We start from the raw sequence: 15,502 nt of genomic DNA, 5'->3' as shown, positions 1-15,502 counted from the left end.
CCCCCTCAACTTACCTTTTTATCACGCATCCCAAATAATAAAGGACCGTTGTAGCTCATTCCCATTATTTTTCCGGCTACCGCTGATAATGACGTATAAAACTCTTCTCGGTAGATTAAACCAGTATCTGTTACCAATACCGCATGCGTTTCCTCACCTCTTTCTAGTATCAACTCCGTTCCCTCCACTGGCAGTTTATCGCTACTTATTCTTTTTCCCTTCTCTAGTCGATCTGCCAGGTATTCTAGTCTTTTTGCTCCTTTTCTTGATATTTCTCCATACGCTTTCTCCTGTAACCTATATGCTAACCTCGGTATCAAGTATTTCTTTGAGTGTCTAGGTGCTTCTTCCTCAAATACCTTCTTCCATATTTTTTTCAGTTCTGCTAGTGGTTTTTTCTCTAAGCATTTTACCTCTTTTTCTACTTTTTTTTCCATATGATCACCTTTTCAAACACAGCCCTTCTGAATTTTTAAAACGCTATAGCACTTTCTCATCCACAGTTTCTAGCTCTTCCTTTGCTACTATCACACCTGCTGTCGTACTTTCCGATACAACCCTTATTCTTTCTATAAACTCCCTCTGTTTATTTGCGATTCTTACGTTCTCTAACACTTCTTTTATCTCTTTATTATTTCTCGCATAATCCATTGGGGTTTTGCCAAATTTATCCTTTTGCTCTATATTCGCTCCTGCTTTTACTAGCTCTTCTACTATTTTTATTTCACTTACCATGCAGGCAAGGTGTAACGGGGCAAATTTGCTATTTCGTTCCACTGCGTTTACATCGACTTCTGCCTTTATCAGCTCTTTTGTATTTTCTAGACGTTGGCCCATCACTGCTAGGTGTAGTGGTCTATATTGCCCTGCATCCGCCACATTTATATCTGCTCCTTTTTTGATTAATAACCTCACTTTTTTTGGATCTAGCATCCCTACTGCATAATGTAATATCGTCCTTCCTTTTGTGTCTTTTTTATTAATATTTTCTATTGGGTTATCTAATACTTCTTTCCACGACTTATTAAATTCTTCTCTTTCTTTCTTACTAAATTTTACCATAAGTTCCTCAGCTATTAATACAATATAAAGTGGCTCCAATTTGGCTCACTTTAGCGCTTAGCAAATCTTGTTTATTTACTAGCTACTTTTTCACTTAGGGCTGTTTTGGCATAAAAAGCAAGTTTTTTTTTACAAAATATACACATTTTTTCAGCATATTATATTAAGATATAAATCTATATGTTTAATCTGTTAAATCTACCTCCTGCTGTTGTAATTCATTTACGTTTCGTTTCTCCATTATCTCCTCTATTGCCTTGTTTGCTTCTCCATACATCACCGCCACATCTCTCATATTCACTCCCCTTTTCTCTAGAAAATTCGTTACCTTCTGGTAAATCTTCGCATAGTTTAGTGGACTACATCCAAATTTATCTACTGTATCAAGATCTCCTCCCGCCTTCATTAACTCTTCTATTGTTCCTTTCCTCCCTGCTAAACAGGCTAAGTGTAGTGGTACTGCTTTGTTGTTCGACTTTGCATTTACCTCGGCTCCTTTCTCTATCAGTGCTTTCACATTCTTTCTATTTCCTAAAAATGCTGCTAGGTGCAACGGTGTCTCGCCTCTATTGTTTCTATCGTTTATACCTGCACCTTTTTCTATTAATAACTTTATTACTTCTGGGTTTGACACTTGTGCTGCTCGGTGCAATGCCGTACAACCACCTGAATCTTTTCCTTTTATGTTTTCTTCTGATATTGCTTTCAGTAACTTATCAAAAGCATTTTTTGTTTCTTTGTTAAACTTTACCATAATATACCTCAACTATCTATCTTTCATCAAATTCTTTAATCATAGTGTTCATCTTGCCCACCACCCTGCTTATTACGTTGTTAAAATCTTCTATTATTAGCGACTCATCTCTTTTTCTTATTTCTTCTAAACTTACCACCTTCCCTTTTAACTTCGGTAAAAATTTTCTACTCCATACATCTACCATTTCTCCAACCGACTCCACTATTTCATCGCATATCTCTGGTCTATCTCTTACTACACCTCCTTGCTTTTCCAGGAATTTCTTCACCTCTTTATTCTTTTCATTGTCCATTAGCCAATACATTGGTGTACAACCAAATTTACTCTGTTGATTAATTGCCGCTCCTGCTTTCACCAACACTTTTATTATACTTTCTGCTCCTACCATACATGCAAGATGTAGTGCTGTATGTTTACTACCATACTCTATAGCGTTTATTTCCGCTCCTGACCTTGTCAGCTCTTTTACGTTTTCTAGACGTTTCGCTAATGCTCCCCAGTGTAACGGTGTAAAACCCTTGTTATCTCTCGCATTGACTTCCGCTCCTTTCTTGACTAGAAAACTTACTTTTTTTCTTGTCGACATTCTTGCTGCCTTATGTAGTATCGTTTCCCCTTTTTCATCTTTTTCATTAATATTCTTAAACGAGTTGTCTAATAATTCATAAAATGACTTATTAAAAGCTTCTCTCTTTTCCTTGCTAAACCTCATTACATACCTCACTATAAAAACATACATAAAATCGCCAATTTGGCTCATTCTAGCGTAAAGTAAACTTCTTATGTTTACCCACTACTATTCTAGTTATGCCTGTTTTGATATCAAAAAGCAACTTTTTTTTTCAAAAAACACACATTTTTACCGAATGTTAATGTAATATATGAAGATATAAATATAAGTATTTAGCGTATTAAACATATGATCTGTTTTTCTTCCCAAGACCTGTTCAAATGACGATGTTCGTGCCACGTTAGTACACCTGGGTAAAACACTAAAATGTAATTTTCCGGTTCATGTATTGAATCCTTTTGCTCTGAATTTAAATCGCTTCCAAAATGAACATTGTGTTCTGTTAAACCAAATCTCCTAAGAAACTCCTTGAACTAACTCATCTTTTTTTACCAAGAGATAGCCAAGTTCCTTTGCTCTTTTGATCAAATTTTTTACAGTTCTATCTTTATAGCGTATTTCATAGTATTCCATTCCTTTTTCTACATATTCCTGTCCGTATTTGAGCATACTATAAAATATGCACGCTATCTTTCTTGCAGTAGCTGTTATTGCTTTTGGCGCTCCTAATCGTTTTTTTAATTTCCTGTAGTATGCACCTAATGCACTTTTACTATTTCCCACAGAATTAGCAGCCATTCGAAATGCATTCGCAGCACGATTAATGACTTTACGCGTTCTTGTGCTAAACACTTTTTCTCCTGTAATTTTATTGGCAGGGCTGAGTCCTAACCACGATGAGAAGTGTTTTTCTGTTGACCATTTACTATGGTTTATACCAGTTTCTGAAATTATGGTCTGTACACTTAGTACATCAAGCCCTGGAACTTTAGTAAAATCCATACCAGTTATCCGGTGCAGTTCCTCGTGCAAAGCAAAGTTTGGCTTACTTTTTCTATGCTTATTCTTTTCCTTACTCAACTGTTTACTTTCGCCAGGTTTTGTTTCGAACGTTTTGTAATAGGCCTCAATATTTCTATCACATTCTGCTATTTTTTCTTGATAGATATTATATAGTTCAAATTCTTGCTTTAGCGTGAATAAGTGTTCCTCTCTATAGTCACCAGCTAACGCTTTTGCAATAGTAGACTGATCATTTTTTATTCGTGCATCCCTGAATTCAACCAATTTCTCAGGATCCCTTTCGCCTTCGATTATAGCCTTGATAATTTTCATACCAGTTACTCCAGTAATATCTCTTATAACTTTATGCAGCTGTATATTCATTTGAATTAATGCCTTCTGCATACGCAGAACATGTGTAGATGCACTTTCAGTAAGACTTTTACGTTGCCGCACATAACTACGCAATACACAAATTTGATCATCGGGTCTGAATGATCCATGAAGTAGTCCATAACTGTGTAGTTGTTGTAACCACTGACAGTCCTGAACATCTGACTTTCTTCCAGGTACATTTTTTACATGTCGCGCATTTACCAGTTTTACTTCAAACCCATATGATTCGAGTACTTGAAATAAAGGAATCCAGTATACTCCTGTTGATTCCATAGCTACAGTTGTAACTTTACATTTTTTCAACCACCGTGCTAAATTATGAAGGTCTTCAGTGAAGCAGCCAAATTTTTGGATACGTTGTTCATCTCTTCCTTCAGGTACACATACATAATGTACAGATGAACCAACATCAATCCCTGCTGCATCAGGATTCACTATTTCTAATTTACTTTTTGCTTTTTTCATGGCAACTCCTTCGTATAATTTGTAATAGGGAAACGCTTCAGCTTGGAACGGTTGATAGTACAATCTCCTAACCGAGGTAGTCTACAAAAACTCCATCAATGATTTGACCGTTCCTCCCAAAACCACGCTTACGAACGGGCACTAAAGGCACCAGTGACTTGGTCGGTTATAACTGCAAAAGCGCTTCTCACAAAGTTATATCAGAAATTACTCAAAACTTAAATTGGGAGTTTCTTCCTGGTTTGACAGATTTCGTCTGTTTGACGCTTAATAATAAAAAGAAAAACGGAGGATTATTAAAAGAAGTAGCATTAGGATGTTTAGGTATCACTGCTATAATATTAATGCTTACTTCTGTATTCTTCTTTCTCCCAATAATAATAGCCATTAACCCACCCACTCATATGAGTATGCATGAAGTAACGGTTTTTAGGTATATAGCAGTTTCACCTTTCATTGTTATGGCATTAACGCTTATAATAGCAGGTGTAGCTTACTTAGTAAATAGGAACTATGAGAAAAGTTTTATAAAAGAAATGCAAAACTATATAGAAGAACCAAAACACAAAGAAATGCAAGACTTTGTAGAAAAACCAAAATGTATGGATAAAGCAACTAATACTGAAGATGTGAAGAAGTTAGAACAAGAAGAAACAGGAGTAGGCGATTATGGTAAAAAACCTTCAGCACCACCATACGATGGACCTAAGCAGCCAGCAGATCTTTCAGAAGCACAACCACCATCATACGAAGAAGCTTGCGGCACTATCGTGCAATTGGAAGATTCAGGACCAAGCAGTAATCTTGATTTTGCTGAGCAGCTAAAACCTGGTACAGATCTTTTAGGGAGTCTTTCAGAACAACAAAACGCAAAATTGGGTCCTGTTCTACTTCCATCTAATACAATGTAATAAAGGGGTATAACTCAGAGCTAGAGGTTATGATTGTAATAAAGACATAAAAAAAACGGACAAGTCAAGCAAAGTTACAAATGTAATTTTGCTTGACTATCCATTTATTACCACCTAAAGCAGCTAACAAAGCCATCCCATATGACATTTTACTTATATCTAATCAAGCATATTAATAAGTAAGTAAATTTTAATGTAATTTTATTATACTTATAGATGTATCATATAAAATGAAAATATGGATGATTTCATAACTGCAAGAAGGAAAGATGATGCTGTGGTATCTATTTGTCAGGATAATAAGAAAAAAACCGTGTTAATTGCGGGGCTCAATCAAGTTGCAAGGGATTTGTTAAAATATGAAGAGGAGAATTTGCTTAATAAGCCATTAATTAATATCTTAAGCGCAAGAGCAGCTGACAACGTGAAGAATTATTTAGAGTATACCGAAAATGGACACGATTTACTTGATATACTACCTAAAGTGATAGATTTTTCCTTAATTGATGCTAAGGGAGAAGATATCAGGACAAAAGTAAAAGTTTTCCGCACTGCACAATTTGCCAGTAATAAAATAAATTATGAGCTGTTAATACGTGATATCAGTTTGTCCCATAAATTAGGAATCTTTAGAGATGAATATCTAATGGGTAAAAAATATAAAAACCATGACTTATTCGATATACCGGGCAATGAGTCCACTATTCTAGAGTTATACGTTATATTGAATTTCGCCTTTCAACATCAAATTAATGCAGCTATAGGAATAATTGGCTTAAATAGTAGCTGTAGCGAGACAAATGATGCACTGAAAGTTGTCATAGAACATTTTTATAAAAATTGCCGTAGTGATGATTTTCTAGGGTATATTGATGAGAATAAAGTGCTTTTTGTTTTGATTAACTGCGATGTAAAAAGTACATCTAAAATAATTAATCGTATACATTCTGCCATTAATAAGCAGTTATTAAAGCGAAAATTACCAAGTGTATCAATAATTTATGGGAATATAGCTCAAAAACAGGCAGCAAAATCTACCAGCGGCACCTTCTGAAAAGTTGTTTTTTATTTATATTGAGTTTAAACTTAAATTTTTACAAAAATTTAAGTTTATTTATGAAGTTAAGGTACTACCTGATAGCACTGCTTTCGTTATTATTTTCACAGAATAGTGCTAGCTCTAGAACAATTTTGGATAAGGAAATATTTTATGTAGAGCTAGACGGAAAAATAGATTTGAGATTCGGCTACGCCTTCAACAGAGATTCTTTCAATGCTAAGGCTAAGGATAAAACTTCAAGTTATTCATACTTGCGCTTTCTTTATTTACAGCAAGTTTATCCAAATACTCAAATGGGGGTTAATGTTAAGGCAGGGGTTTCTGGTATTGCAAACCTAAAAGCGTTAGATATAGAAAAGTTAGACATGGAGGAATGGTATTTTATCATAAAAAACCAGGAACTTGGATCAGTTGAATATGGTAAAAGAAGTTTAGTTAGTCAGAGCATGTTAATTAACACTTCAAAAATTTATGCAGCTGCTGGGGGAATAAATGGTCATTGGACAAACTATGCAAATTTGCGTGGTAACAAAAACAAAGATAATGACCCTGGATATGATAAAGACAAGACTTTTTGGGTAAAACCCAACATTTATAGCGATTATAATGTGCTAGAACTAGGGTTAAGACAATCATCAATTAACTACATCTCCCCTGAAATCTATAACTTTCAACTCGGGTTCAGTTATGTCCCAGGAAAAAATAACTTACAGTACAGCAATCTAATTGCTGCTGGCCTTTCCTATAAAAACGGCTTGTCAGATGATATAGGTTTTACTACTGCTTTGACTGGTGAATTTGCAAGAGAAAATTTTAATGACTGTACAAATAAAAATCCTAGCGATCTTCAGTGTCATAATCAATTACTACACTGGAATTTTGGTTTGAAGCTAAAATTGTTCGATCTTGATTGCATTTTTTCGTATGGTAATGGCGGTAAATCTGGTGAGAAGCATAATCCTGAAACAAATAATACGTATTATATAAATGCAGGTATCGCTTACCGTTCTGATTCTTACAAATCGAGCTTAACATATTTTAGTAGTGGTAGGGATATTGCAGGCGAAGGTACAAACGAGTTAACATCATATGCTTTAAGCCTTGAAAATTCTCTTTTTTTAGGTACTTCATACTATTTCGATATTGTAAAATTTAGTACCAAAGAACCTAAAATAGAAAATAACAACTCTGGTTATGTGCTCTTGGCTGGGTTAAAATTAAGTTTTTAATGAGGTTACATTGCCGCCTGTCATCCAAGTACCCTCCTCTTGTCATTCCAGTGCCCAGAGGTGTCATGAAATTATCTGACACTGGTTCCTTTATGACGGCAGTACCCAGAGGTGTCATCCCAGTGTCAAGCACTGGGATGACACCCTCCTAGTAGAAACGCTTTTGTAATTGCAACATTCGTGCAATCTTTAGCCATAAACATTAAGAAATTTACCAAACGAAAAAAAAGGCAAAAGAAGCCCCGTGGTTGGCTAGTTACTTACATTATACTTTCAAGTATGGCGTTTTTTTATTCTAAACGTTTAATAACCATGACTCAGCTGCTTTTAAACCGCAACTAATTTAAATTATAAACGTTAAGAAATTTACTAAACAGAAAAAAAGGCAAAAGAAACCCTAGGGTAGCTAGTTATTCACTATCCATTTTTTAAGTTGGCGTTTTTTAATGTTTTAAATGCTTTATAAGCGCATTTCAGCTTATATTAGGTAAAAACCTAGAAATTTTATAAAGACATAAGGTGCACATAGTGCAAAAAATTAAACATGAGACGCCAGATACGTGAGTTTTTTTGTCATTTAATCTGTACAGAGAAGATAAATAAATAGCTTCAGTTTTATGATAAGAGGGCTGGCGGAGTTTGTCAAGCAAGTTTTTCCAACACGCTGCCAAAAGTTTGTTACGCAAGGAGTATATTGAGAAAGACTTAGGCTTCAACCTTATCACCAGGCTTAACAAATAGGTGGCCCAATACTATTAACTTTATGGATTTACCTTCGTTATTTGCTACTATCCAAACCCCATCGCTCTCATGATCAACAATTTCTATTGGTACAAATATTACATAATTATTGTCATCAACAATCTTTATTCCAAGAGCACCCTCGTCACTTAAGCTCAGGGCTGAAGAAGGAATTTTATATGCAAATCTTTCGCCTGAAGGTAGTCTGACGTTGGCAGTTAATCCCTGCAAGGATATCATTTTATTATTAGTTACCTTTACTTCTACCCTATAAGACCCAGTTTTAGGCTCAGCAATTTTACTAATAAAACTTACTTCTCCTGCCAATTCTTTTCCGTCCAGCAAATTAATTTGAGCTGTGCTGCCTAGCTCTATTTTATTTACTTCATTTTCCGAAACGTATAACACTACAAGAATTTGATCGAAATTAACCACGTCAGCTATTTTTTGCCCAGCATTAACAAAATCCCCTTCGTTTGCATTGATTTTATCAATATAACCATCTATAGGAGATGTGACTGCAGTATTTTCTAAATCCAATTCTAGCCTTTTTAGGTCAGCTTTTGCACTTTGTAACGCAGTAAAAGCTGCTTCTACTTGTATTTGTGCTCCATAGCCTTTTTTATTCAGTTTGTGAGAGGAATCATACTCAATTTCACGCTGCTTTAATAAAGCTTTGGCTTTCTGAGCTTGCTCAATCCTGTCATAATCTTCTATCTTTAACACTACATCATCTCTTTTTACCTTTTCACCATCAGGTAAATAAATAGCAATAATCTTACCACTTATTTTTGAGACAAGGCTAGCTCTATGTAAGGGATTTACTGTACCAGAAAAATTTAAATATATAGTGAGGTTTTGCGGCGCACATTCTTGAGTTTTTACTGAAAAGCTACTAGTTGCATTATCACTATGAACCGCCTGATCTTTTTTTAAAAATGCACTGCTGATAAAAAACAGTAGAATAAAAGCAATACTAGAAAGGATGATTACTTTGTTTCTCACCTTTAAACAATAGAATTTGTTGACCAATCTTGTTAGAACCTGTACATGATCTCAAGAAAGGAATAAACTAAGAGATAATGTATATAAGTTAGGATATATGAGGAGTTTATACCCAAGTAATATAAGTCGGGAAAGATTTGAGATTATATTACCAGATCTAGAGTCCTGTAGAAAAAAAACAAAACCAAGAAAACTTGATTTGTATGATGTATTTTGTGGAGTGTTATACGTTCTGAAAAGCGTTTGTCAGTGGAGAATGCTACCAAAAGAGTTTCCAAAATGGCGCAATTGTTACGACTATTTTAAGAAGTGGAGTGAAAAACCAGATGCAAATAAAGAAAGTGTTCTGGAGCTGGTGTTAAAAAAAAATAGTTGGCGTAGTCCGACAAAACAATGGTCGGAAAGAAAAAACCAGCTTCTGCATAATTGATGCACAGAGTGTAAAAAATGCAGATACTGCTGAAGAAAAAGGCTACGATGCAGGCAAAAAGATTTCAGGAATAAAACGCCATATTGCAGTAGATACGCAAGGTTTGCCACATGCAATTTATGTAACAACAGCAGAGATAACTGACCGTAGCAGTGCTGTGAGAATGGTAGAAAATGCAAAAGAAAACCTCTCGGGAGTTAAAAATGTACTGGTTGATGCAGGCTATACGGGAGAGAATTTTGCAACACAAATAAAAGCAACTATTGGTGCAACTGTTGAGGTAATAAAACGCAGTGAATTACATACCTTTGCTGTATTGCCAAAAAGATGGGTTGTAGAGCGTTCTTTTGCTTGGTTGGAAAAATGTAGACGGTTATGGAAAAATTGCGAGCGTAAACTCAACACCAGCTTGCAAATGGTAGTTCTTGCTTTCACTGCTTTGTTCCTCAAAAGATTATGAACAGGTTCTTAGAAACAACTGCATAAATTTTCGAATCAGAAATGTAAGTATAATACATGTACCATTGTCACTCCATAAATAGTTTTATATGAGAACAAACACAAGATTTTCCTACAATAAGTAAGTTTTTTATTGCTAAAATGCAATTTTTAATCGAATAAAAATGTAAAATTGCAAACAAAGTTGTGCATAAGACTGGATTTAAAAAAATCTTGAAAAACATACTAAAACTTTTAAATAATAACTTTATATCTAGTGGCTTTGCCTTCTCCAAGACGCTGTAAGTATTTCATCCCTAGCAGTTTCTTTGTAATTGCCTCTACTGTTCTTGGAGGAAATCCTAGAGCTTCTATAGCATCTTTTCTACTAAATTCTTTATCTGCAAGGCTAAGTGCCCATTCCCAGAAAAACAATTGTTTTCTTGATAATAAATATTCAGTATTCTCCCTCTCAAGAATATAATGCGCCTCATTTGCTTGCGTTTTGAGCACATTAAGAAAAAATATTAACCATGGGGAAATATCTTCTTTGCCACTTTTCCAGCTACTTTGTGTTTTATTAAGCGCTAAATAGTAATCAAGTTTGTTAGCTTCAATTATCTTTTCATGTGATACAATAGATACAAAATCATAACCCTGCTGCAACAGCATTAAATTAGTCATCAATCTACTAGTTCTGCCATTCCCATCTTGAAAAGGGTGTATTGCCAAATACTCAAAAACAAAGTTAGCAACAATAATAAGAGGATGCTTAAATTTATTATTTAAGGACCAGTGATACCAATCAATAAGCTCTTGTACTTCCTTTCTAACAAGGTAAGGTGGTGTGGGATCAAAAATTATACCAACAACTTTTCCATTCTGATCTTTTGCCTCAACTCTATTAGAACTTGCTTTGTATTTTCCTCTATGATACAAATCTTTTTCACTATAAAGTAGCATCTGGTTGTTAATGTGCAATATTGATGACTCACTAATTGGAATATCCGTATAATCGTGAAATATTAGTTTAAGCATTTCTAAGTAGCCAGCAATTTCTTGCTCATCTCTATTTTTAAATTTTTTGACACGTAGGTTTTTATATAGATCCTCAACTTCTTTATCGGTTAGACGATTTCCTTCAATACGGTTAGAAGCGCCAGAAGATGTAACAATCACTGAATGAGTTAATCTTTCAATTGTTTGTGGTAGTAGTTTTTTCGTTATCTGCCAGCTATTTTTAACACTATCAACTGCAGTAATTAATTCGTATACTTGCTCAATTACAGGCCCTTCTAGGTTGAGACGTGTACTAAGACGAAAATTCTTCCAGTTCATATTCTTCTCACATGCATATTATGTGAGATAATGTGAGATAATGTGATAAAAGTCAATAGTAAGCTTTATATGCATAGCAGAGCTAACTACAAAAATTATACATTTTCAAGTGATCCTAACCATATCAAAAACTACAGGGCAAAGCTGTTGGAGGAAGGCTTAATTAGTTAAAAATTTCAATCTTATGTAAAATATTGTCTTATTTTGTAATTTTCTTGTTGACTAACGAGACGATATCTACTTTTCAATAAACTCCATTTGCATTTCTTGTATATTACTTTCTATTTGCTCTATTTGTTCTATCAACCTTTCTTCTAAGTCAAGATTACCGCTCAGCCTCGCTTCGGTTCTTTCTTTTCGTAATGCATTTAATTCTTTTAGTAACACTATATTATTCCACACAACTTCTGCAGATTTTCTCTCGTTTAGTTGGCTATTTAGTACACTAGTTTTTTCAAATACATACTTTATAACGTTAAACTGTTTTAATTCTTGCTCTTTATCGAGTTTGCTTTTGTTACTTATTGCATCAATTACACGCTGTTGCAATCTTTTCATCTCATTAGTAAATTCAAAATGAGAAAATTGCTCAAAAAATATAGGACGGTTCAAGATTTCAGGAAATTCTACGGCTATACGCAAAATTACGGCCTGATTTTGCTCTGCTTCAATTAGCTCTGGAGATTTGTTATGAAGATACTCACCTTTTGTTGCTCTAGTTTTACTATTAAAAATCTGTTTTTTGAAGCTACTTCTTAGTTCACTAGCCTTATTGTAAAAATAATCTCTGTAATACCTTCTAATACTGCTGTTGCTAATAGTATTTACATATTCCATGAACTTGTGCTCAAGAATTGAATATTTTTCCGGAGCAAGTTTTTCATAATTTTGCAAATTGCTATCGATTATGTGATGCCATAAATATTCAGAATGCAGTTTTGTTGAATGGTCAAGAGCAGTCAATACGTCTTCTTTCTTGTATTCCAGTTCGTTACATATATCGTATGGATCTTTATTACTCGGCAAAGTCACAAACTTTAACGTGTATCCAGGCTCTAATATTTGCAGAGCAAGTTCTGCAACTCGAGTAGCAGCATGACGTCCAGCACTATCGCCATCCATACAGATGGAGATTTCTTTAGCAAATCTCCATAGATTTTTTATCTGTTCTGCAGAAATTGCGGTACCAAGCGGAGCAACTGCATTATTAATTCCCGCTTGATGTAGCGCTATAGTGTCCATATATCCTTCAACAACAAATATGTGCTGTTTTTTACGTATTTCGCTTAAAGCGAAGTTTAATCCGTATAAATTCTCTCTCTTCTTGAAGAGCTGACTCTCTGGGCTGTTTAAATATTTCGGCTGTTGCTCAAAGCTCAGCGCACGTCCGCCAAAACCAATAACTCTTCCTGCAATGCTCTGTATAGGAAATATCAGCCGGTCATAAAAATAATCACGAAAATTTTTGTTTACTAATCCAATATCAATTAAAATTTTGTCTTCAATACCTGAAGAGTTTAAATACTCTTTCAAACCAGAGCTTGGTGCATAACCTATCTTAAATTTATCTATGATTTTAGGTGAAATCTTGCGCTGCTTTAAATAATCTACAACGCCCTGATTTTTTTGTGCAAACCAATTTGCAGCTAAATCAAGCGCTAAAAATAGTTTATTGTCCTCTTTTGTAATACTAAGACTTTTGGGCAGTTCAACACCTGTAACCGATGCTAATTTTTCCAATGCTTCTTTAAAGCTTAATCCTTCAGTTTGTGAAATAAATTCAAATGCATCACCACTAGCTGAACAACCAAAACAGTAGTATAACCCCTTAGTATTGCTCACCGAAAAAGATGGGGTTTTTTCGTTATGAAATGGACAGAGCCCAACAAAACTATCTCCTCTTTTTATTAATCTGACTTTTTTACCTACTATGTCGGATAATAATAATTTTGATTTTATAATATCTATATGATCCATCTTGTTAAATTAGTAGTAGGATAAAAATTATATAGAATTTATACACATCTGACTCGAAATTTATTTCTATAACTAAAGCAATTTAGATTTACCGACAATGTAGCTATACAAATTCAAGAGCAATCCTGTCATCCAGGTAGCCCACAGAAACAAAAAACTTCCTTGACAAACCTCGCCAGCGCCCTTATCATGAAACTGAAGCTATTTATTTATCTTCTCTGTACAGATTAAATGACAAAAAAACTCAACGTATCTGGCGTCTCATGTTTAATTTTTTGCACTATGTGCACCTTATGTCTTTATCAAATTTCCGGGTTTTGACCTACACAAGCTGAAATACGCTTATAAAGCATTTAAAACATTAAAAAACGCCAACTTAAAAAATGGATAGTGAATAACTAGCTACCCTAGGGTTTCTTTTGCCTTTTTTTCTGTTTAGTAAATTTCTTAACGTTTATAATTTAGATTAGTTGCGGCTTAAAAGCAGCTAAATCGCGGTTATTAAGTGTTTAGAATAAAAAAACGCCATACTTGAAAGTATAATGTAAGTAATTAGCCAACCACGGGGCTTCTTTTGCCTTTTTTTTCGTTTGGTAAATTTCTTAATATTTATACAGGAGGTGTCATTCCAGTGCTTGACACTGGAATCCAGTTCTTATTATACAGCTATCTGGTGTACTTATTTAAAATTAAGTTTTCTGGATCTCAGTGCCAAAGCACTGGGATGACACCCTTCCTGGCGGAGATTATTCTCAAATCACAATGTTCGTACAGTTGTGGAATGAATTGCGGTATGACGTAGGAAAACCTTAGCTATAGCTTTAGAACTCCCAAAAGGTCAGAAGCATTGAATGACTTGACAGAAAGTTCAAACCCATATAAAATGTCCTTATTTCTTATATGTTAGATGTAGTATCAATTGCCTCAGATCATGCTGGTTATGAATTAAAATCAGAAATAAAACCTTACCTGGAAACCCTAGGTTATAGAGTGGTAGATCAAGGCTGCACTGCTCAGCAAAAGTGCGTGGATTATCCAGACTATGCTGTTAAAGTTGTAGAAGATATAACAAGCAAAAAAGCAAATTATGGGATATTAATTTGTGGTACAGGTTTGGGCATGAGTACTGTGGCAAATCGTTTTGAAGGAATCTACGCTGCTTTGTGTAATAGTGTTGAAATCGCAAAATTAGCTCGCGAGCATGGCAACGCAAATGTACTGTGTCTTGGTGCAGGATTTACTGCGAGTGGATTAGCAAAAGACATAGTCGAACAATTCCTCGAAACAGAATTTTCAAAAGAAAGCAGACATAAAAAACGCCTTGATAAACTCAGCAATATAACCTCTAAGAAAAAAAAAACAAAAACTTATAACGAAGATGAAATATCAAAATTCGCTAAAATGGCAGGCCAGTGGTGGGATGAGAACGGCAAATTCAAACCATTGCACATGATGAATCCTGTTAGAGTATCTTACATTATTGAGAAAATAAAAGAGTTAAAAAAATGCAATTTGAAAGAATTATCATTGCTTGATGTTGGATGCGGTGGTGGCATTTTGTCAGAGTCAATGGCACGCGTTGGCATTAACGTTGTGGGAATAGATGTATGTGAAGAAAACATAAAAGTAGCGCATTCACATGCAAAAAAAGTAGGGTTAAATATAGAATATATACACACCAGCATTGAAGAGCTGAATAATAACAAAAAATATGATGTTATTTTACTAATGGAAGTAGTCGAGCATGTAGATAATTTAGAATTCTTTATGAGAAGAGCAATAGAGCTGCTAAAACCAGAGGGACTGATCTTTATATCCACAATAAATAGAACTATCAAATCCTTCTGCCTTGCAATAATTGGTGCAGAGTACATATTAAATTGGCTGCCAAAAGGTACGCATAACTGGAATAAATTTCTCAAGCCGTCAGAAATTGCAAATCACTTAAGAGAAAATAATGTAACGCTGCAAAACATGGCTGGCATGGAGTACAACGTAATAAAGCGTGAGTGGAATTTAACTAAAGGTGTGGATATTAATTATATACTTTGTGGTTTGATGAGTAGTTAGATTCAATAATTTATAACATAATAACAATTTTATCCATAAAAGCACCTTTT

At 34.6% G+C, this 15,502-nt stretch carries 13 protein-coding genes and 2 pseudogenes; 5 read left to right on the top strand and 10 right to left on the bottom strand.

Annotated features, from left to right (window positions below; genetic code table 11):
* Positions 1 to 5: 5 nt before the first annotated feature.
* From AABM58_RS00325 to AABM58_RS00300, 6 genes and pseudogenes are all read right to left on the bottom strand, one after another.
* On the bottom strand, positions 6 to 437 hold the full coding sequence (locus AABM58_RS00325) for a DUF2924 domain-containing protein (protein ID WP_338405921.1): 432 nt from the start codon (positions 435 to 437) through the stop codon (positions 6 to 8).
* Between the two features lie 43 nt (positions 438 to 480).
* A complete protein-coding gene (locus tag AABM58_RS00320; protein WP_338405922.1) occupies positions 481 to 1,062 on the bottom strand; it encodes an ankyrin repeat domain-containing protein in 582 nt (193 codons plus the stop codon).
* Positions 1,063 to 1,246: 184 nt separating this feature from the next.
* Positions 1,247 to 1,816 (bottom strand): ankyrin repeat domain-containing protein, encoded by a 570-nt coding sequence (locus tag AABM58_RS00315; RefSeq protein WP_253302212.1) that lies wholly within the window; start codon positions 1,814 to 1,816, stop codon positions 1,247 to 1,249.
* Between the two features lie 16 nt (positions 1,817 to 1,832).
* A complete protein-coding gene (locus AABM58_RS00310; protein WP_338405923.1) occupies positions 1,833 to 2,579 on the bottom strand; it encodes an ankyrin repeat domain-containing protein in 747 nt (248 codons plus the stop codon).
* Between the two features lie 143 nt (positions 2,580 to 2,722).
* A pseudogene (locus AABM58_RS00305) lies at positions 2,723 to 2,905 on the bottom strand (phage tail protein); the annotation flags it as partial.
* A gap of 1 nt (position 2,906) precedes the next feature.
* The gene (locus tag AABM58_RS00300) at positions 2,907 to 4,253 is read right to left on the bottom strand and encodes an IS110 family RNA-guided transposase (RefSeq protein WP_338406860.1); all 1,347 of its coding nucleotides are present in this window, start codon (positions 4,251 to 4,253) and stop codon (positions 2,907 to 2,909) included.
* A 260-nt stretch (positions 4,254 to 4,513) separates the two neighbouring features.
* Here AABM58_RS00300 and AABM58_RS00295 point away from each other — a divergent pair, with 260 nt between their 5' ends.
* The 3 genes from AABM58_RS00295 to AABM58_RS00285 all read left to right on the top strand — a co-directional run bounded on the left by AABM58_RS00295 (position 4,514) and on the right by AABM58_RS00285 (position 7,453).
* A complete protein-coding gene (locus tag AABM58_RS00295; protein WP_338405953.1) occupies positions 4,514 to 5,164 on the top strand; it encodes a hypothetical protein in 651 nt (216 codons plus the stop codon).
* Between the two features lie 238 nt (positions 5,165 to 5,402).
* Complete coding sequence (locus tag AABM58_RS00290; RefSeq protein ID WP_338405952.1) at positions 5,403 to 6,218, top strand: hypothetical protein; 816 nt, start codon at positions 5,403 to 5,405, stop codon at positions 6,216 to 6,218.
* Positions 6,219 to 6,280: 62 nt separating this feature from the next.
* Positions 6,281 to 7,453: a porin gene (locus AABM58_RS00285; protein WP_338406864.1), complete on the top strand. Its 1,173-nt coding sequence runs from the start codon at positions 6,281 to 6,283 to the stop codon at positions 7,451 to 7,453.
* Between the two features lie 705 nt (positions 7,454 to 8,158).
* Here AABM58_RS00285 and AABM58_RS00280 read toward each other — a convergent pair.
* Positions 8,159 to 9,199, bottom strand: coding sequence for an efflux RND transporter periplasmic adaptor subunit (locus AABM58_RS00280; protein ID WP_338405951.1), 1,041 nt, complete (start codon positions 9,197 to 9,199; stop codon positions 8,159 to 8,161).
* 97 nt (positions 9,200 to 9,296) lie between these two features.
* Here AABM58_RS00280 and AABM58_RS00275 point away from each other — a divergent pair.
* A protein-coding gene (locus AABM58_RS00275) for an IS5 family transposase (protein ID WP_338405927.1) occupies positions 9,297 to 10,089 on the top strand; the annotation gives its coding sequence in 2 pieces (ribosomal slippage) (positions 9,297 to 9,560 and positions 9,562 to 10,089; 792 coding nt in all).
* A 233-nt stretch (positions 10,090 to 10,322) separates the two neighbouring features.
* Here the strand turns inward: AABM58_RS00275 and AABM58_RS00270 are convergent.
* The 3 genes and pseudogenes from AABM58_RS00270 to AABM58_RS07900 form a co-directional block, all read right to left on the bottom strand.
* The gene (locus AABM58_RS00270; protein WP_338405950.1) at positions 10,323 to 11,405 is read right to left on the bottom strand and encodes a Fic family protein; all 1,083 of its coding nucleotides are present in this window, start codon (positions 11,403 to 11,405) and stop codon (positions 10,323 to 10,325) included.
* A gap of 237 nt (positions 11,406 to 11,642) precedes the next feature.
* On the bottom strand, positions 11,643 to 13,382 hold the full coding sequence (gene dnaG, locus AABM58_RS00265) for a DNA primase (protein ID WP_338405949.1): 1,740 nt from the start codon (positions 13,380 to 13,382) through the stop codon (positions 11,643 to 11,645).
* Positions 13,383 to 14,000: 618 nt separating this feature from the next.
* Positions 14,001 to 14,087, bottom strand: a pseudogene (locus tag AABM58_RS07900) (WPE palindromic element domain-containing protein); the annotation flags it as partial.
* Positions 14,088 to 14,282: 195 nt separating this feature from the next.
* On the opposite strand from AABM58_RS07900, the gene ubiG reads away from it, so the two are divergent.
* Positions 14,283 to 15,452 (top strand): bifunctional 2-polyprenyl-6-hydroxyphenol methylase/3-demethylubiquinol 3-O-methyltransferase UbiG, encoded by a 1,170-nt coding sequence (ubiG, locus tag AABM58_RS00260; RefSeq protein ID WP_338405948.1) that lies wholly within the window; start codon positions 14,283 to 14,285, stop codon positions 15,450 to 15,452.
* The last annotated feature ends 50 nt before the right edge of the window (positions 15,453 to 15,502 follow it).

This window comes from Wolbachia endosymbiont (group A) of Longitarsus flavicornis, from assembly GCF_963931955.1.
GTDB lineage: Bacteria > Pseudomonadota > Alphaproteobacteria > Rickettsiales > Anaplasmataceae > Wolbachia.
This window is presented reverse-complemented; position numbering and strand designations above follow the sequence as displayed.